General features: G+C 63.4%; 18 protein-coding genes and 1 tRNA gene. 4 read left to right on the top strand and 15 right to left on the bottom strand.

What is annotated here, in order from left to right; translation table 11 throughout:
* Positions 1-34: 34 nt before the first annotated feature.
* Positions 35-217 carry a hypothetical protein gene (locus NLY33_RS05555; protein WP_198020375.1) on the top strand — a complete coding sequence of 61 codons (183 nt, stop codon included), beginning with the start codon at positions 35-37 and terminating at the stop codon, positions 215-217.
* Between the two features lie 29 nt (positions 218-246).
* Here the strand turns inward: NLY33_RS05555 and NLY33_RS05550 are convergent, their stop codons facing one another.
* The 6 genes from NLY33_RS05550 to NLY33_RS05525 all read right to left on the bottom strand — a co-directional run bounded on the left by NLY33_RS05550 (position 247) and on the right by NLY33_RS05525 (position 7067).
* Positions 247-552: a UBP-type zinc finger domain-containing protein gene (locus NLY33_RS05550; protein WP_023708804.1), complete on the bottom strand. Its 306-nt coding sequence runs from the start codon at positions 550-552 to the stop codon at positions 247-249.
* A complete protein-coding gene (locus NLY33_RS05545) occupies positions 552-2219 on the bottom strand; it encodes an FAD-dependent oxidoreductase (RefSeq protein ID WP_023708803.1) in 1668 nt (555 codons plus the stop codon). The genes NLY33_RS05550 and NLY33_RS05545 overlap by 1 nt, the downstream gene beginning before the upstream one ends.
* 235 nt (positions 2220-2454) lie before the next feature.
* On the bottom strand, positions 2455-5646 hold the full coding sequence (locus tag NLY33_RS05540) for an amino acid permease (protein WP_084565871.1): 3192 nt from the start codon (positions 5644-5646) through the stop codon (positions 2455-2457).
* A 553-nt stretch (positions 5647-6199) separates the two neighbouring features.
* Positions 6200-6469: a hypothetical protein gene (locus tag NLY33_RS05535; RefSeq protein ID WP_031196666.1), complete on the bottom strand. Its 270-nt coding sequence runs from the start codon at positions 6467-6469 to the stop codon at positions 6200-6202.
* A gap of 17 nt (positions 6470-6486) precedes the next feature.
* On the bottom strand, positions 6487-6693 hold the full coding sequence (locus tag NLY33_RS05530; protein ID WP_023681214.1) for a hypothetical protein: 207 nt from the start codon (positions 6691-6693) through the stop codon (positions 6487-6489).
* Between the two features lie 74 nt (positions 6694-6767).
* Entirely contained in the window at positions 6768-7067 is a 300-nt protein-coding gene (locus NLY33_RS05525; protein WP_023681215.1) for a DUF1236 domain-containing protein, read from the bottom strand.
* Between the two features lie 176 nt (positions 7068-7243).
* On the opposite strand from NLY33_RS05525, the gene NLY33_RS05520 reads away from it, so the two are divergent.
* The 3 genes from NLY33_RS05520 (at position 7244) to NLY33_RS05510 (ending at position 8404) form a co-directional block, all read left to right on the top strand.
* Entirely contained in the window at positions 7244-7504 is a 261-nt protein-coding gene (locus NLY33_RS05520; RefSeq protein WP_245261219.1) for a hypothetical protein, read from the top strand.
* Between the two features lie 48 nt (positions 7505-7552).
* A complete protein-coding gene (locus tag NLY33_RS05515; RefSeq protein WP_023672071.1) occupies positions 7553-7861 on the top strand; it encodes a DUF1236 domain-containing protein in 309 nt (102 codons plus the stop codon).
* Positions 7862-8059: 198 nt separating this feature from the next.
* Entirely contained in the window at positions 8060-8404 is a 345-nt protein-coding gene (locus tag NLY33_RS05510; RefSeq protein ID WP_023672069.1) for a low affinity iron permease family protein, read from the top strand.
* Between the two features lie 101 nt (positions 8405-8505).
* Here the strand turns inward: NLY33_RS05510 and NLY33_RS05505 are convergent.
* From NLY33_RS05505 to NLY33_RS05465, 9 genes are all read right to left on the bottom strand, one after another.
* Positions 8506-8590 (bottom strand) — tRNA-Leu (locus NLY33_RS05505).
* A 299-nt stretch (positions 8591-8889) separates the two neighbouring features.
* Positions 8890-9510, bottom strand: coding sequence for a 2,3-bisphosphoglycerate-dependent phosphoglycerate mutase (locus NLY33_RS05500; RefSeq protein ID WP_023672068.1), 621 nt, complete (start codon positions 9508-9510; stop codon positions 8890-8892).
* A 27-nt stretch (positions 9511-9537) separates the two neighbouring features.
* The gene (dapB, locus tag NLY33_RS05495; protein WP_023708800.1) at positions 9538-10359 is read right to left on the bottom strand and encodes a 4-hydroxy-tetrahydrodipicolinate reductase; all 822 of its coding nucleotides are present in this window, start codon (positions 10357-10359) and stop codon (positions 9538-9540) included.
* On the bottom strand, positions 10356-12215 hold the full coding sequence (locus tag NLY33_RS05490; RefSeq protein ID WP_023708799.1) for an ABC transporter ATP-binding protein: 1860 nt from the start codon (positions 12213-12215) through the stop codon (positions 10356-10358). Before NLY33_RS05490 ends, dapB begins: the two co-directional genes overlap by 4 nt.
* A gap of 280 nt (positions 12216-12495) precedes the next feature.
* Positions 12496-13515, bottom strand: a complete 1020-nt coding sequence (locus NLY33_RS05485; protein WP_023672067.1) for a glucokinase — start codon at positions 13513-13515, stop codon at positions 12496-12498.
* Positions 13516-13652: 137 nt separating this feature from the next.
* Complete coding sequence (gene mepA, locus NLY33_RS05480) at positions 13653-14735, bottom strand: penicillin-insensitive murein endopeptidase (protein WP_488473627.1); 1083 nt, start codon at positions 14733-14735, stop codon at positions 13653-13655.
* 46 nt (positions 14736-14781) lie between these two features.
* Positions 14782-15882: an SDR family oxidoreductase gene (locus tag NLY33_RS05475; protein ID WP_023672065.1), complete on the bottom strand. Its 1101-nt coding sequence runs from the start codon at positions 15880-15882 to the stop codon at positions 14782-14784.
* Entirely contained in the window at positions 15879-17033 is a 1155-nt protein-coding gene (gene queG, locus NLY33_RS05470) for a tRNA epoxyqueuosine(34) reductase QueG (protein WP_023672064.1), read from the bottom strand. The genes NLY33_RS05475 and queG overlap by 4 nt, the downstream gene beginning before the upstream one ends.
* Positions 17014-17706 (bottom strand): glutathione S-transferase family protein, encoded by a 693-nt coding sequence (locus NLY33_RS05465; protein WP_023672063.1) that lies wholly within the window; start codon positions 17704-17706, stop codon positions 17014-17016. The genes queG and NLY33_RS05465 overlap by 20 nt, the downstream gene beginning before the upstream one ends.
* Positions 17707-17729: the final 23 nt, after the last annotated feature.

Below are 17729 nucleotides of genomic sequence, written 5' to 3'. Positions count from 1 at the left end.
CGCCGCTATGTCCCGCCCCGGGGAGGCGGCAAGAGTGAGTGTGATGGACAACAACCCGGAAAAGCGCAGCGAATGGCGCGCCATTTTTTATGTGCAGGCCCGCGTGGCCATCCTGTTCGTCCCGGTCGTCGCCAGTCTTCTGATCATTGCCGCACTTGCCGGCAACGACCACAATCCCAATGCCATAGACCGCACGGTTACTGGCTCGGTGAAATAGGCGCAGCGGTCGGCCGACAGTCGGCCGCCTCAGAAAAACTTCGGGATCGGGCCGTTCTGCGGCGTCACGTCGCCTTCCAGGTCGATGAACGCCTCGTCGACAAAGCACCAGGCCCAGCCTTCCGGCGGGTCGTAGCCTTCGATGATAGGGTGCTTGGTGGCGTGGAAATGCTTGGTGGCGTGGCGGTTGGGCGAGTCGTCGCAGCAGCCGACATGGCCGCAGGTGCGGCAGAGCCTGAGATGCACCCACATGGAGCCGCTCTTCAGGCACTCCTCGCAGCCGAGCGCGCTCGGCGTCACCGTCTTGATGTCGCGCGTGTGTTTGCATTCATTCATTATGCTCTCCTGGCCAGTTCGGGCGCTGCTGCGTCGGGTCGCGCGAGATAGGCGTGCAAGGCAGCCACCACCTGGGCGCCTTCGCCGACGGCGGCGGCGACCCGCTTGACCGAGCCGGAGCGCACGTCGCCGATGGCGAACACGCCGCTGCGGCTGGTCTCCATCTGGCCCGCCCCTATGTCGGCGCCGGTGCGCACGAAACCCCTGGCGTCGAGCGCGATATCGCACCCAGCCAGCCAATCGGTGTTGGGGTCGGCGCCGATGAACAGGAAGAGATGCTGGATCGGCCGCATCTCGACGCCGCCGGGGTTGCGCCAGCGCAACTGGGTGAGATTGCCGCCTTCGCCTTCCAGCGCCTCGATCTCGGTCTCGCCAAGCACCTCGATGTTGGGTTGCGCCTCGATACGCTCGACCAGATAGCGCGACATGGTTTCCCTGAGGCCGCCGCGGCGCGCCAGCATCGTCACCTTGCGGACCTGGCTGGCGAGATAGACCGCCGCCTGCCCCGCCGAATTGCCGGCGCCGACCAGCGCCACTTCTTGCCCTGTGCATAGCCGCGCCTCGATCGGCGAGGCCCAGTAATGCACCGACGTGCCCTCGAACTCGGCCAGCTTGGCGACGTCGAGGCGGCGGTAGCGCGCGCCGCTGGCGATCACCACCGTGCGTGCGCGCAGGCTTTCACCGTCGCCGACGGTAAGCGTGTAGCCCTCGCCTGCTGCACCGAGCAGCTTGGCCTCGTCGGGGATGACTATTTCGACGCCGAATTTCTGCGCCTGGTTGTAGGCGCGCGCCATCAGCGCCATGCCGGAAATGCCGGTGGGGAAACCCAGATAGTTCTCGATGCGCGCGGAGGCGCCGGCCTGGCCGCCGAAGGCGCGGCAATCGAGCACGATGGTCGACAGCCCTTCGGATGCCGCATAGACCGCGGCCGCCAGCCCCGCCGGCCCGGCGCCGACAATGGCGACGTCATAGACCATGTCGGGATCGATCGGCCGCAGCAGGCCGATGCAGCGGGCAAGTTCGGTTTCGCCGGGATTGTGCATCAGCTTGCCGTTGGGGCAGAGCACGATCGGCAGATGGTGCGGGTCGACATGAAAATGCTCAATCAGCGTCTTGGCGCACGGGTCGCTGTCGGAATCGAGCGCGCGGTGCGGCTGGCCGCTGCGGCGCAGAAACCCCTGCAGCCGCAGCATGTCGCCATTGCCGGCCGGGCCTACGACGATCGGTCCGCTGCTGCCGCTTTCCAGGAGCCCGACGCGGCGCAGGATCAGCGCCCGCATGATCCGCTCGCCAAGGCTTGCCTCCTGCACCATCAGGTCGCGCAGCCGCTGCGAGGGGATGACGAAGGCCTCGACCGGCTCGGCAGCCTCCGCATTGACCAGCGACGGCCGGCTGGAAAGCTGCGCCAGCTCGCCGATGAAATTGCCGGGACCATGAGTGACGATGGTCTCGCGCCGACCGGGCCTGACATCCTGGGTGATATCGACCGTGCCCGACAGGATGACGATCAGCCCCGGCGCCACGGTGCCGGCGGTGACGATGTGCTCGCCGGCGGCATAGGAACTCGCCTCGCCGAACCGGCGCATGCGCTCGATATCGGTGTCGCCCAGGATGGGAAACATCTGGTCGCGGCGGGTGACGGTGATCGGCTGGGTGGGTGGGGCCATAGGTGCGAGCGTAGCGCCGAGACGGCCGGGTTTGAAGTGGTTTGTTAAGCGCCTGGCCGGGAGGGCAGGTTGGTTCCCGCACCAACTCGTGCGGATGCTTCGGATGGCCCCGCGCTGCAAGGCAAACAGCGCGCCGACCAGTGCGACCTTTATAAGGGCGAGCCCGAGCAGTACCGCCAGCAGTCCTCGCTCACCGGGATGCTGCAAGAGCAGCGCGCCGACGGTCGGCGCCGGGCTATCGCGTTACGCCAAGCGCCTGGGGTGCGGTGGTATCCTCGGGCTCCCCGAAGGCAGATCCCGGCGAAAGCCCATTCGTCACATCTTTGTAGAGCGCTATCGGATGCGGGCGCCCCACCAGATATCCTTGGATTTCGGGACATCCTTCCTTCATCAGGAAGGCACGCTCGTCCTCTGTTTCGACACCCTCCGCGATGACAGGCAAGGCCAGCGCATTCCCCAGGCTGAGTATCGTGCGCACGATGGCGGCCGATTGGACATTCGAGCCGACACCCGAAACAAAACTGCGATCGATCTTGATCTTGTCGAAGGGAAACGCCTGCAACGAGGACAGTGAGGCATACCCCGTGCCAAAATCATCCATCGAGACCCTGACGCCCAACGCCTTCAACCTCCGCAAAACCGACAAGGCAGTTGCCCGGTCGCGGATGAGAACCCCTTCCGTGATTTCCAGTTCCAGCCGCCCCGGAGCAAGGCCGGTCTCGTAGAGGATAGAATGAACGAGGCCTACCAGGTCCCCGAAACGGAATTGCACGGGAGAGAGGTTGACGGCGATCTGCAGCGGTGAGGGCCAGGAGGCCGCGTCTCTGCACGCCTGCCTGAGCGTCCATTCACCTATCTCAACGATCGTGCCATCCTGTTCGGCAAGCGAGACAAACGCGTTTGGGGAGATGAGCCCATGCTTTGGATGGTGCCATCGGGCGAGTGCCTCGAAGCCGAAGATTTCGCCGTCCATCCTGGCTTGCGGCTGATAATGAAGCACAAGTTCGCCATGGGCGACCGCAGAGCGCAAATCTCGCTGCAAGGCGTAGCGCTCTCTTAGCCGCTTATCCATCTCAGGATCGAAGAATTGCACCATTCGACGGCCGTCCGCCTTGGCCCGGTAGAGCGCTGCGTCGGCATTTGCCATCAGCGCCGCGGCATTCTCACCGTCTTTCGGATAGATCGCCGCCCCGATGCTCACCCCGATCGAAATGTGCTGGCCCCGGATTTCGAATTTGCCTGCCGCCGATTCGAACAGACGGTCCGCAACGTCCTTGGCACTCGCGGACCGGTGATCCATGGCCAGGACAACCGTGAACTCGTCGCCGCCCATGCGCGCGATAAAGGCCTCAGGCGCCGCGGTTTGGAGACGCCGGGAGATGGTGCAAAGCAGATCGTCGCCGGCGGCGTGCCCGAAAACGTCGTTCGCCTCTTTAAAATGGTCAAGGTCGATGCTGAAGACGGCAAAACTGGCGTGCGTTGCTTTTGCGCGCTCGAGCGTCGTGGCCAGGTGTGCTGCAAGCGCGGCTCGGTTCGCCAGGCCGGTAAGCGGATCGTGGTGCGCGAGATGCGCGATTTCCTCGTGCCGTGCCATCAGTTCGGTGCGCGCTACGTTCATGTTCTCGCGCGCGTCGTCCAGGCCGTGGGCGGCTTCCCTCACCTTGTCCTGGAGCAGGTTGAAGCTTTCGGCCATCTCTCCAAGTTCGTCACGAGAGTTTACCGTAACCGGCATGATATTCACGGAGGCATGGGCCGCAGCGAGGTCTCCCCGCCCCAGGGCGACCATGGCAAGAGAGAAATCCTTCAGCGTTCCGGATGTCAGACGCTTTGCCGCGTTGCTCACCTCGGTCGCCGAATGGGTGATCATTCCCGGCAAGATCAGGCCAACGCTGATGGTCAGCAGCGCGACAACGACAAAAATGTCCTCCAGCGCGGCGACCAATGAAGTGTCGCCTTGGGGAACGCTGCCGATCGCCAGGAAATAGCCGGCACCGTCAAGCACGAGCACAAAAAGCATGGCTCCGGTAAGCTTCAGGTGAAGCGTATGTGGCAGCAAGGGTAGACCGAGTGCGTATCGATCCTCCATAGCGCGCCAGGCGTAGAGCGCAGCACCCGAATATGCCAAAGCCAGACCGAACAGGACGGTAGGAAGGCCAAATTGCTGAAATCCCAGTATGGCGGTCAACAGCCATATTGCAGCCGCGCCTACGCCAAGGATGATCGTTCCCCTGGGAGCCCGGAAGGGTCGCTCGGCTTCGGGACTGTCACGGCGCAAGAGCCAGACTGCGATGTTTGGCATGCAGATGCTGATCAGGTACGTAAAATTGGCCGCGGCGATCATCCAGAGCGGATACCCGCACAGCATGAAGCCGATTGCCGCGGCAGCTGTGAGCAGCGTTGCCGCCCAGGGACAATCTGTTGAGGTGCGCCTGGCCAGGAAGCTCGGCAGCAGGCCGTCTTCGCTCAGTTGCGCAAGGGTCCGCGCGGCGCCTGCCAATGGCTGCAACGTTCCATGGAACATGTTCAGCATGATGAGCCAGATGGCGGCCGCCTTGCCGAAACTCCCCAACAAGGGCGCAAAGGTAGGCCCAAGAGCTATGGCGAGGTCGGTGCCGAGCGGCTCCGGTCCGAGCACACCCAGCCAGACAACCGGCAGGACCAGGAAATAGACGCCGGCCATTGCGGCGCTGGCCCACATCGCCAGAGGAATGTTGCGGTTGGGATCGATGGTTTCGCCAACATGGCAGGCTGCAGCCTCAAATGCCGGTGCGGCAAACCCGATCAGGTACAGTCCCGCCATCACCGACGTGATGTCGCCGAACAGGCCGGTAAACGGGCTGGTCAGGGCAAAATCCGTCGCCTGCCGCCAGTCGACCGAGCCACTGATGACCGGAACGAGGGATGAGAGAAACGCAAGCGTCGCGGAGGCAGTGGCGATCGGGATCGCCAGTTGGACCACCCACTTGATTCCACACAGGTTGACCGCCGTAAAGAATGCGATAAGCCCGCAGGCGACCGCCTCCACGGGGAGGCCCGGCAGGTACCATTGCTGGATTGCAGACGCTGAAAGAACCGCTGTCAGTCCGCAGGTAGGCACCCAACCCCACCAATAGCAGGTGCCGGTCAGAGCGGAGAGAACGGGACTGTAAGGTCGGAAGGCTTCGGCGCACGCTGCAGAGATACCGCCGACGCGGTTTGGCCACATGAGAACCAACTCGGTCCAAGCCGGCGCGGCGGCCCAGCCTAGAAGCAGACCAACAACGAGCAAAGGAACAGCAGCGCTTCCTTGACCGGGAATATTCCCCTGGCCGACAAAAAGGGCGGCAATCAGAAACAGGCTTTGATTGCTGCCACCCATGGCGAGCGCTGTCGTGCCCATCCATCCCAAGGTTCTCGGGTGCGGTCGTGAAGGCGTGAGGCCCGGCATTCAGAGACATCCATTCGAGTGCGGAGCGCTGTCTGACTGGCGAATGTAACCTGCGGAGATATTTCTGTCGAACGTCGCGCTCCCGAAGTCAAAGTTGGACCTTAGGTGAGACGTATTAAGACTTCGTACCAAATCCGATCCCGCTGGTGATCACTGTCAACTTACGGTGGCTGCGGTTCAATCATGCTGATGCCGGTCCGAATGGCTCGATCTCCTCCGATCCGGGATATCATTTCCAATTTTATCTAATCGCCCACTATGGAAGAGCGATCGAATAGTCGCGAATACAGCCTAATATCGCTTATTATCGACAAATCTCGTGATTGCGGAGCGTGACCGCCTTTGACTTCGTACCTCGCCATCGTGGGGGCAAGCACCGAGACTTCACGCCGTGCCTCAAGTTGGAGCTAACTTGTGCGAGCACGCCGCATAGCCGCGCGTTGCAGGGTAAACAGCGCGCCGACCACGCTGGGCCGGCGGTCGGCCTCGGCGCGCTGGTGGGTCCTTCCCAGGCCGGCGCCCGTACGGTCGAGATGGCGATCGCCCGCTACCATCATCCGATCTGGACCAAACTGGCCTCGGTGACATTTGTGACCATAGGCGTGGCGACGCTCTGGACCGGCCTGCCGGTTCTGCCGGCCGCGCTGATACGGCGCCGGCATCGGCTCGCATGGCCGGGTATCTTCACATGCGGCGACATGGTGTTCTGGACGATGCTTGAGCGCGACGCGACCTCGCCAGCGGGCACGCCTTCGACGCCGGCCCGCAGCAGGAATGTGTTCAGCACCAGAACACTTGGGATCAGCGTTGCGGGAGCCTGCACACGTGAGTACTTCGCCCTTACAAGCCTTCCGGCTGGTCCTCGAGGACGAACGAAGCTGCAATCAGGTCATCGCCACTGATGCGGCCACTGCCGCCAACCATGATGGATGCGACTTTCTGAAAGGTCTTCATGTCGGCCTCTGTTATGCGCGCATCGCGCATTCTCGCCCTGAGAGAACCCAGGCGGGTATCAAGGGCTGGCGATGTCTCGACGTCATCGATCATCTTCGATCATCCTGGAGCGCAATGTGAAATCCGCTGCCCGCCGCCATGGCCGGCGGCGGGCGGCAGCTATTCGATCAGTCGTAGACCTTCACAATTTTCCGGGTGCTGGGATCGACCAGGACGGTGCGGTTGTCGACCACGACGTAGCGGTATTTGACGTTGGGAACTTCGTGCAGCTCGACCGTATCAGGCAAGGCACTGCCGACGTTCAGCTCCACGCCCGGGATCTTCACCGAAGCCAGCGGCTGCTTTTTCACGTATTCGCGGACGACCGTATCCTGCTCCGGTGTGATGACGACATCCTGAGCTGCGGCGGCGCCGACCCCAGCCAAAAGCAACAAGCCTGCAGCGGCACTTGCAAAGTGGATTTTCATGGTTTTCTCCTCGCGTAATCCGGCGACGGCACCACGCCTGTTCGCCGAGGGACCGAACTTGAGATCAGCCAGATTGTTCCTGTGACTTCAGTCCGCGGCGAACCAGACCAAAGTCGGATATCAGCTAAGACCCAAGTCCCGAGGCGGAACGTTCAAGCGGGGCAGGCGTTTCCCAAATGCAACTAAATAAAACAGGAGAGGAACACATGGCAGACGGCCCAACTGTTGTTAATTCTGGGGGTGGCGGCGGCACTGCGATTGCTGTTGTTCTTGCACTTGTTGCGGTCGTAGTGTTGCTTATTTTTACCGGCGTCATCAATATCCGCGGCGACGGCGGCAAGGATATCAACGTCAAGGTTGAAGCGCCAAAGGTGGAAGCTCCGGCTGCACCTGCAAAGCCTGCGGCACCTGCCCCAGCCCCTGCGAGTGGCGGCTGATCTGCTCGTATCCACGCCTTCAAACTGACCTATGAAAGGGAAATTCCCATGACCAGGTATTTCGTCAGCGCCGCCGGCGCCCTCGTCCTTATGGCGGGCATCGGCACCTCGTTTGCCGAGGATGTTATTGTTCTCAAGCCCGAACAACAGACGGTCGTTCGCGAATATATCCATAAGCAGAAGCTGGCCTCAGTCAGTTTGCTCGGCGTCGAACTCAACGTCGGCACGGCACTTCCCGACACTGTCGAGCTCCACGCAATCGACGTTCCGGATGTCCGCTACAAGTATACGGTTGTCGGAGATCATGCGGTTCTCGTCGATCCCGACACGCGCAAGGTCGTGCAGATCATCGAATAACGCGCGAGCCCGCCGCTCCGGTCTGGAGCGGCGGGCTGTGGCTGCCCTGTGAAAGTCTACGGGCAGCCTTTTCTCAACGGGAGGATGTCTGATGTTTAGCGACAAGGAAACTTGGGTCCTGGAAGCTGCCTTACTCGCGGCAATTCCAATTTGCGTAGCCGTCACCGCACTCGTGGCATTTTTGACCGCGGCCTTGATATGAATCGCTTCCTGTTTGTGATGGGCGACTTTCTATCCCGGCCACCGGGCTTCTATGTCCTTCTTGTAGCCATGCTGCTCTGTACTGCGTTGGTGCCATTCGGCCTGACGAATGTGGTCACCTACGCATTGTCGGTAGCGGCCATCGTGATCACCGGCGTTGTGCTGATCCAGGGTTACCGCGACACGGCCGCCATTCACGCCAAGCTTGATGAGATTATCGTTTCGCTGAATGAGACCAGAAACGATGTCGTCGGCTTGGAGCATGCCGAGCCGGAGGAGATTCGGGAGAAGCTCCAGACACTCGAAGAAGAAGCAATGAAAGCGGTTCGCCCGCCGCATTGACCCTCCGCCGGACTATCTGTCATCCATCAGCAAAAAAGCCCGGGAACCGGGCTTTTTTGCTTCGCGTCTAAATCATTTCGGACTTATCCGAAACGGGAATTTGGTGCCCAGAAGAGGACTCGAACCTCCACTCCTTGCGGAACACGGACCTGAACCGTGCGCGTCTACCAATTCCGCCATCTGGGCTGGTGCGGGCTCATGTAAGCGGGCAAACGATATGTGTCAACGCGCTTTTTCGAGGGCCGCTGCCTGCCGGCTTAGTTTCCCGGGGGTCAGCGCCGCCCCTCACCTGCCTGCCGGCATCCTCTCCCCGTACAGTGACGGGGATAGGGGCGCTCTCATCGATGATTTTCGCCGGTCACCTGCGTCACAAGAAGAGCGCCGAGGCTGCGGCCAGCCCTTTCTCCCCGTCACTATACCGGGAGAACTGCCCGGCAGGGCAATGAGGGGCAGCGCCGACTTGGCGAATGCGCTGGCCGAAAACCTCACCCCTCCAGCACGTCCTTCGACGCCACAGTGGAATCGGCGTTGAGCTTGTAGATCACCGGCACGCCGGTGCCGAGCTCGAGCTTGACGATCTCCTCGCCGCTCTTGCCGTCCAGCGCCATGATCAGCGCGCGCAGCGAATTGCCATGCGCGGCGACCAGCACGGTGCCGCCTTTCAGAACATGCGACTGCATGTCGTGCAGGTAATAGGGCCAGACGCGGGCGCCGGTGTCCTTCAGGCTTTCGCCGCCGGGCGGCGGCACGTCGTAGGAGCGGCGCCAGATGTGCACCTGCTCCTCGCCCCACTTCTGGCGCGCGTCGTCCTTGTTGAGGCCGGAGAGATCGCCATAGTCGCGCTCGTTCAGCGCCTGGTCGCGGATCGTCTTCAAATCGCTCTGGCCGACCGCGTCGAGAATGTGCTGGCAGGTCTTCTGCGCCCGGATCAGCGCCGAGGTGAAGGCAATGTCGAATTTCAAGCCGCGTGCCTTGAGCTTCTGGCCGGCTTCCTTGGCCTCCTTGTGGCCCTGCTCGGTAAGGTCGACATCGCGCCAGCCGGTGAACAGGTTCTTCAGGTTCCATTCGCTCTGGCCGTGGCGCACGAGCACGAGAGTTCCCGACATGTTTGCTCCTTCAAAATTATGGATAGTTTAGCTCAAGCCGAGCACGTCCCGCATGGAATAAAGTCCAGGCTTTTTACCGCGCGCCCAGAGCGCGGCCTTGACCGCGCCGCGGGCAAAGATGGCGCGGTCCTCGGCATGGTGCGACAGCGTGATGCGCTCGCCGGTCCCGGCCAGGATGACGCTGTGGTCGCCGACCACCGAGCCACCGCGCAAGCTGGCAAAGCCGATCGTTCCTGGCTTGCGCACGCCGGTATGGCCGTCGCGTGACCGCACATCGTTGCCGGCAAGGGAAATGCCGCGTCCCGCCGCCGCCGCTTCGCCGAGCAGCAAGGCGGTGCCCGACGGCGCGTCGACCTTGTGCTTGTGATGCATTTCGAGGATCTCGATGTCGAAATCCTCTGGACCGAGCACGCGCGCGGCCTGCTCGACCAGCACCGCCAGAAGATTGACGCCGAGGCTCATATTGCCGGATTTGACGATCGTAGCGTGGCGGGCCGCGGCCTCGATCCTGGCGTCGTCTTCCGCCGAGCAGCCGGTGGTGCCGATGACATGGGCAATGCGTGCCTGCGCGGCATAGCCTGCGAATTCGACGGTGGCTGCCGGCATGGTGAAATCGAGCACGCCGTCGGCCTTGGCGAACACCGGCAGCGGATCGTCGCCGACCGTCACATTGATGATGCCGATGCCGGCAAGCTCGCCCGCATCCCTGCCGAGATAGGGCGATCCGGTTCGTTCGACCGCGCCGACGACGCGGGCGCCGGGGATCGAGTGGATGGCGCGGATCAGCGTCTGGCCCATGCGGCCGGCCGCCCCCACCACCACCAGGCCCATTTCGCCGGATTCGCTCATGCTGTTCTCCCCACCGCCTTCTTGGCGCGGTTGCGCCGGACCGGAGTTTGGACGGGCTTGGAGTCGTCGACAAGCCCCAACCCGTTCTTGCCTTGAATGCGGTGGAAGCGGGCGTAGACACTGTTTGGATCGGCCATCAGCGCGGCATGGGTGCCTTCCTCGACCAGGCGCCCCTCTTCAAGCACGATAATGTGGTCGGCGTTGACGACCGTCGACAGGCGATGCGCTATCACGATGGTGGTGCGCCCTTCCATCACATGGGTCAGCGCCTCCTGGACGCGCGCCTCGGCCTCGTTGTCCAGCGCCGAGGTCGCCTCGTCGAGCAAAAGGATCGGCGCATTGCGCACGATCGCCCGCGCAATCGAGACGCGCTGGCGCTGGCCGCCGGAAAGGGTCGAGCCGCCCTCGCCGACGGGCGTGTCGTAGCCCTGCGGCTGCTGACGGATGAACTCGTCGGCCGCCGCCAGCACCGCCGCCCGCTCGATCTCGGCGTCGGTCGCCGAAAGTCGGCCAAAACGGATGTTGTCGCGTATGCTGCCTTCGAACAGATAGGGCGCCTGCGAGACATAGGCGATCGAGCCGCGCAGCGAGTGCTTGGTGACTTTGGAAATGTCCTGGCCATCGATCTCGATCGAACCCTTGTCGACATCGTAGAAGCGCTGCAGCAGCGCCACGAGCGTCGTCTTGCCGGCACCCGAGGCCCCGACCACCGCCGTAACCTTGCCGGCCGCGGCGGTGAAACTCAGGTTCCTGATCACCGGCATGTCGGCGCTGTAGCCGAACGTCACATTGTCGAAGCGAACCTCGCCGGTGGTGATCCTGGCTTCGACCGCGTCGGGCGCATCGCCCTGTTTAGGCTCCAGGTCGAGCAGCTCGTAAATCATCCGGGCGTTGACCAGGGCACGTTCCATACCGACCTGCGTACGAGCCAGGCGCCGTGCCGGATCGTAGGCCATGATCAGCGCGGTGATGAAGGAAAACACAGCGCCTGGTGGTTGTCCGAGCACCAGCGCCCGGTAGCCGGAATAGGCAAGGACGGAGGTAATGGCGAAACCGCCCAAAATCTCGGAAATCGGCGACAGCCGCTCCGCGACCCGGGCGATCTTGTTGTTACGCTGCTCGGCCGTATCGGCCATGATGCCGATCCGGCGCGCCAGCTCGGCTTCCAGGGTGAAGGCCTTGACGATGGCGATGCCTTGCGTGGCCTCCTGTACGGACCCGTTCAGCCGCGAGTTGATCAGCACCGATTCCCGGTTGATGCGCCGCAATCGGCGGGTGATGTAGACGACGGCCCAGATCAGCGGCGGCCCGATCAGCAGCGAGCTGAGCGACAACACCGGATCCTGGTAGATCATGACGCCAACGAGGGCGATCAGCGAGACCGCGTCGCGGCTGATGGAGGTCAGCGTCAGCGACAGCAGATCGCGAACGCCGCCGACATTCTCGTTGACCTGTGCCGCCAGCCGACCGGAACGCGTATCGTTGAAGAAGTCGACGCCGAGCTTCATCAGATGGTCGAAGCTGCGCTTCTGGTAGCGGGCGACCAGATTGTTGCCGATCTTGGCCAACGCGACCGCCTGGCCGTAACCGGCGAAGCCGCGCAGCACGGAGGCGGCCATGAACCCGGCGCAGATCCAGACGATCATGTCGCCGCGTCGTTCGTAGAAGATCTCGTTGATCATCGGGGCCATGATCCACGCCGTGAAGGCGGTGGTGGCGGAAACAATCAGCAGGCAGCCGACGGCAACGACATAGGTCCAGCGATATTCACTACCGTTTTCGGCCAGGATGCGGCGCAGCACCGCAGTGACCTCAGCTGGCTGGACTTTCAGTTTGAGTGGACTTTGAGCGGTCAAATCGCGGGCGCTTCGTGGTTTGCTAGAGCATGATGCCGAAAAGTGTGAAGCGGTTTTCGGACGACATCATGCTCTATCTCTTTGATTTAGAGCCGGATTCAGATTTCAGGTCGATTCGATCTGAAATCATCCGGCCCTAGGGATGCCAGGCTGGAATTCGGCCCCCTCTTAGCGCCCCGGCTACGGCTTGCCTATGGCGAAACTTCGTCGCGGCCCGAGGTTGGGGTCACGAAAGCGGCAGCCATTTCCAGGAAAATACCCGTTTTCGGGACGAAATGGATCATGCCCGCCAGCGCCGCCCCGCGGTCTGGACGCCGAACAGCGAAGGGTTGCGGGCATAGGCGGCAAGGCCCAGAAGTGCTGCCAGCGGGTGGGTGATGACATAGACCGGCATTGAGGCCATCAGCGCGCTGTGCGGCGCTTTGTCCTCGAAGGCGGCACGGAAATTGCCTTCCTTCAGTGCCGGAACGATCTTTTGCGCGATGCCGCCGGTCAAAAACACGCCGCCGCGGCTCATGAACACCAGCGCGAGGTCGCCGGCGGTGCGGCCGAGGCAGGTGACGAACAGCGCCAGCGCTTCCTCGGCAACCGGGTCGGTCTTGGCCAGCGCCGCCCCGGTGATTTCGGCCGGCGTGGTGAACGGCGCCGGCTTGCCGTCGGCCTTGGCGACCGCCCGGTAGACATTGACCAGACCGCGCCCGCACAGGATCTGCTCGCCCGAAATGCGGCCGTCCAGCTTTTCGATATGCGGGAACACCTCGAAATCGCGCGGCGTCCGCGGACCGATATCCATATGGCCGCCTTCGCCAGGCACCGGGATCCAGTGGTGGAGGGCATGAACCAACCCGGCGACGCCGAGGCCGGTGCCGGGGCCGAGCACGACACGCCCGGCATTCTCCTCCGGCGCGCCGCCGCCGATCTTTTCCATATGCTCTTCGCCGAGCGCCACGACGGCCAGCGCCTGCGCCTCGAAATCGTTGAGCACGACGATGTCGCCCAGGCCCAGATTGGCAAACATCTGCTTCGGCTTCACCACCCAGGGACAGTTGGTAAGCGGGATCTCGTCGCCATCGACTGGTCCGGCGATCGCCAGCACTGCCGAATTCGGCCGGATGGACGACCGGTCGAGCACCGCCGCCTGGATCGCCTCGTCTATGGTGGCGAAATTGGCGGTTTGCACGATATGCGGCTCACCGGCTTCCGAATTTGCGTCGAGCACGATCGAAAAGCGCGCATTGGTGCCGCCGATGTCGCCGATCAGCACTGGAAACCGCAACGCGGTGTCGTCGTCGCCTGACATGCTCTTGCTCGTCCCCTTTGCGGCGCCGTTGCGACCGTTTCAATCGCCCGGTTTTTCAATCGCCCGGTGTTCAATCGCCCGGTGTTCAATCGATTGACTAGCGCATGGCCCCGGAAAGGGAAAGCGTCAGTTCGCCATCACTGTCCGACGTTTGCCGGCGGCCGTCGCCTTGGCAGGGGAATGCCGATCTCCGGCGTGGCGGTGAATGCGTTGGCTGCGTTTGGCAACCCGCCCGCATTGCCCGCAATAGGCGGAGGCGCGTCGGGTTCCGGCGCCCTGGCGGCGATCGGCACGCCGCCGCCGCGATAGGTGACGGCTTCGGCCGAGTCGGCATCGGGCTGGTCGAGCACGAACTGGCATTGTTTCGGCAGGTTCGCCATCGTCATCAGGTCGCGCGCCTTGGGCGCGTCCGGGTTCTTGTTGGGCCGCCACGGCTCCTCGGTAAACCACCAGGCCAGCGGCTTGCCGCAGCCGTCATCGTCGGGCGTCGCTTCCTGTCCCTTGCAGTTGGGCGAACCCGGCTGGCAGCCGATGCGGATGTGGAAATGATAGTCATGGCCCCAGAACGGCCGGATTTTTCTCAGCCAGGTACGGTCGCCGGTGACGGTGTCGCACAGCTTCTTCTTGATGCCTGGATTGACCAGGATGCGCTCGACTTCCGGATAGCTCGCGGCGCGCTTCAACAGCTTGGTATGTATCGGCTTCCACAGCCTGTCCTTCACCAGATGCGTCTTGTCGTCGACCATCAGCGTGGCGCTGATGTTTTCGCGCTCCTGGGTCGTAAGCTTGCGGTCGGGCATCGGCGTCAGCCAGATGTCGGCGTCGAGGCCGATCTGGTGCGAGGCGTGCCCGGTCAGCATCGGGCCGCCGCGCGGCTGCGAAATGTCGCCGATCAGAAGCCCCGGCCAGCCGTCGGCGGCGGCATCGCGCGACAGTTTCTCGATCAGCGCGATCATCGTTGGATGACCCCAGCGCCGGTTGCGCGAGGGACGCATCACCTCCCAGTTCTGGCCGTCCATCGGAATGGCGACGCCGCCGGTGAAGCAGCCCTTTGAATAGAAGCCGAAGGATTGCGCCGCAGCCACCGCCGGCAGCTTCTTGGCGCCGAACAGGTCTTTTGCCCGTGGCTCGGCCGTGATTGCGCCCGCCACCAGCCCGGCCAGCGCCACGACCGCCAGCGCCGCCGTCAGGAACGGCCGTCTGCCGGTCAAGGATCGCATCGAAATCGTCATGAACCCCACTGCAAAAGTCCGCAACACAATCGAATCATATCACCCTCGGGCTCGCGTTTCGATTATCTACCTTCATCGGGCTGCGCGGCTCGCCGTCGCGCCAGCTGCCGTCGGCCCACATCCGATCGAACGCCTGGCGGTAGTCCGGATAGCGGAACCGGTAGCCCGCTGCCTTGATCGCGGCGTTGGCGACGCGCTTGTTCTCGCCATAGAAGGACCGCGCCATGGGCGAAAGTTGGGCGGTCTCGAAAGGAATCTCCGGCGGCGGCTCGACGCCCATCAGCGAAGCGGCATAGGTGACGACATCCTGCGGCGGCGCCGGCTCGTCATCGGTGATGTTGAAAATGCCGCCTCTATTGCCACCGATGAGGTGCCAGAGCGCGCCGGCGATGTCGTCGCAATGGATGCGGTTGAACACCTGGTCGGGCTTGACCAGCCGCCTGGCCGTGCCGTTTTCCAGATTGACCAGCGCGTTGCGACCCGGCCCGTAAATGCCGGAAAGCCGCAGGATGGCCACCGGCTTGCCAGTCTCGAGTCCAAGCTGCAGCCAGCCCCGCTCGGCCGCCACTCGCATCGACGAGCGTTTCGACACCGGCCGGCATTCGGCCGTTTCATCGACCCAGGCACCGTCATAATTGCCATAGACGCCGACGGTCGAGAGATAGCCGATCCAGCGAAGCGCCGGCATCGCCTCGATCGCCTTGCGCGCGGCGAGAAGCACAGGGTCGCCGGCCTCCTCCGGTGCCACCGAGACGACGAGATGGGTGGTCTTTTCCAGCGCATCGCCGATTTCAGGGGTCAGGGCGCCGTCGAACAGCAGCGGCGCGATGCCGACCTGCCGCAGCGCGTCGAATTTTTCCAATGAGCGCGTGGTGCCAAAAATGAGATTCTTGTGAAGAGGGGCGCCCACACTACCCCTCCCCACAAGGGGGAGGGAACGTTGCCGCGCGCTCTTACCGATCCCAGTCGCTGGGTCTGCGAAGGTAGGCGCTTCCGCGAGTTCCCCTCCCCCTTGTGGGGAGGGGTTAGGGGTGGGGGTATTCGTAGTGCGCAAACCGTGCCAGCCCGCATTGGCCCGTGCAAAGGCTTTGCCCGAATAGCCGGCGCCAAAGATAAAAACCTGTTTTTCGCTCATGCGTGCGCCTCAATTGGCAATACGGACAGCCATTCGCCCCGCACTGTCGTGTCGGTTTCAGTGTTCGAGTAGATCGCCGCCTGCCTGTTGAATTCGGCGGCCGGCACCAGCCGCGCCAGCGCCCAGATCGCCGCGCCGCGCACCAGCGGCGAGGCGTCGCCAAGGAGGGCGCGCACCGGGCCGGCCAGCGAAACATCGCCGGAATTGCCGGCGGCGGTCAGCACGTTGCGGACAAAGCGGTCGCGGCCGATGCGTTTGATCGGCGAGCCCGAGAAGAAAGACCGGAACGCCGTGTCGTCCAGCTGCAACAGCTCGCCCAGCGGCGGCTCGCGCAGTTCGTCGCGGGCAGCAAGCTTGGCTTCCGAAGCGGCGCGGGCAAACTTGTTCCACGGGCAGGCGGCGAGACAATCGTCGCAGCCATAGATGCGGTTGCCGATCTTTTCGCGGAATTCTTGCGGGATCGGCCCCTTGTTCTCGATGGTCAGGTAGGAGATGCAGCGCCTGGCATCGAGCCGATAGGGCGCCGGAAAGGCATCGGTCGGGCAGGCGTCGAGACAGGCGCGGCAGGAACCGCAATGGTCTACCTCGGTCGCATCGGGCGTGAGCTCAGCCGTGGTGAAGATGGTGCCGAGAAACAGCCAGGAGCCGTGCTCGCGGCTGACCAGATTGGTATGCTTGCCTTGCCAGCCGAGCCCGGCGGCCTCAGCCAGCGGCTTTTCCATCACGGGCGCCGTATCGACGAAAACCTTCACGTCGCCGCCGGCCCGCGCGACGATCTTGCCGGCGATCTCCTTCAGCCGGCCCTTCATCACCTCGTGATAGTCGCGGTTTTGCGCATAGACCGAGATCGCGCCGCGATCGCGCCTTGCCTGCAGCGCACGCGGATCGTGGTCGGGGCCGTAATTCATTGCCAGCACGATGATCGAGCGCACCTCGGGCCACAGCGTCGAAGGCTCGCTACGGCGTTGAAGCGTCTCCGCAATCCACGCCATCGAACCGTGAAAACCATCGGCGACGAATTCGGCCAATCTGGCTGGCGCCAGCGGGATCGCATCGGGCGTGGTGACGGCAACCGCATCGAAGCCGGCGCGCCGCGCCTCGGCGTCGACTAGCGCGCGCAGGGTTTGGCTTCTAGAAGTCGAGGTCCGCATAATGCGACACCGGCGACAGGCCGCGCACCCGGTCGGAGAGCAGCGGCCGGAACGACGGCCGCGATTTCACCCGCGTGTACCATTCGCGCGCCGCGGCATGCTCGCGCCAATCGATCTCGCCGAGATAATCCAGCACCGACAGCGTCGCCGCTGCCGCCAGGTCGGCATAGGTGACCTTGCTGCCGGCCAGCCAATGACGGGTGCCGGCCAGCCAGTTGGTGTACTTCATGTGCTGGCGAATGTTGGCGCGCGCTGCGCGGATCGCCGCCGAATCGGGGGAACCGCCGCCCGCCGTTTCCGGCATCACCGGCTTCAGCACGCGCTCGCGCACCAGATGCCGGGTCACTTCGCTCTCGGCCTTGTTGAGATACCAGTCGGTCAGGCGGCGGATTTCGGCGCGCTGCATCGGGTCTTCCGCAAACAGGCGCTTGTCGCGCTTCAGGACACCACGTGTTTCGTCGAGATATTCAGCGATCACCATGGCGCCGACGATCGGCACGTCGCCTTCGGCCAGCAGGATAGGCAAGGTGCCGGCCGGGTTCAGCGCCAAAAACTCCTTGCGCCGCGTCCACGGTTTTTCCTCGATCAGCGCCAGCTCCTCGCCATATTCGCCGAAGGCGAGGCGCACGAAGCGGCAGGTGGCGAACATCGGGTGATGGAAAAGCGTCAGCATGATTCCGCGATATTAAGGCGCAC

This window comes from Mesorhizobium sp. C432A, from assembly GCF_030323145.1.
In the GTDB taxonomy this organism is placed as follows: Bacteria; Pseudomonadota; Alphaproteobacteria; order Rhizobiales; family Rhizobiaceae; genus Mesorhizobium.
This window is presented reverse-complemented; position numbering and strand designations above follow the sequence as displayed.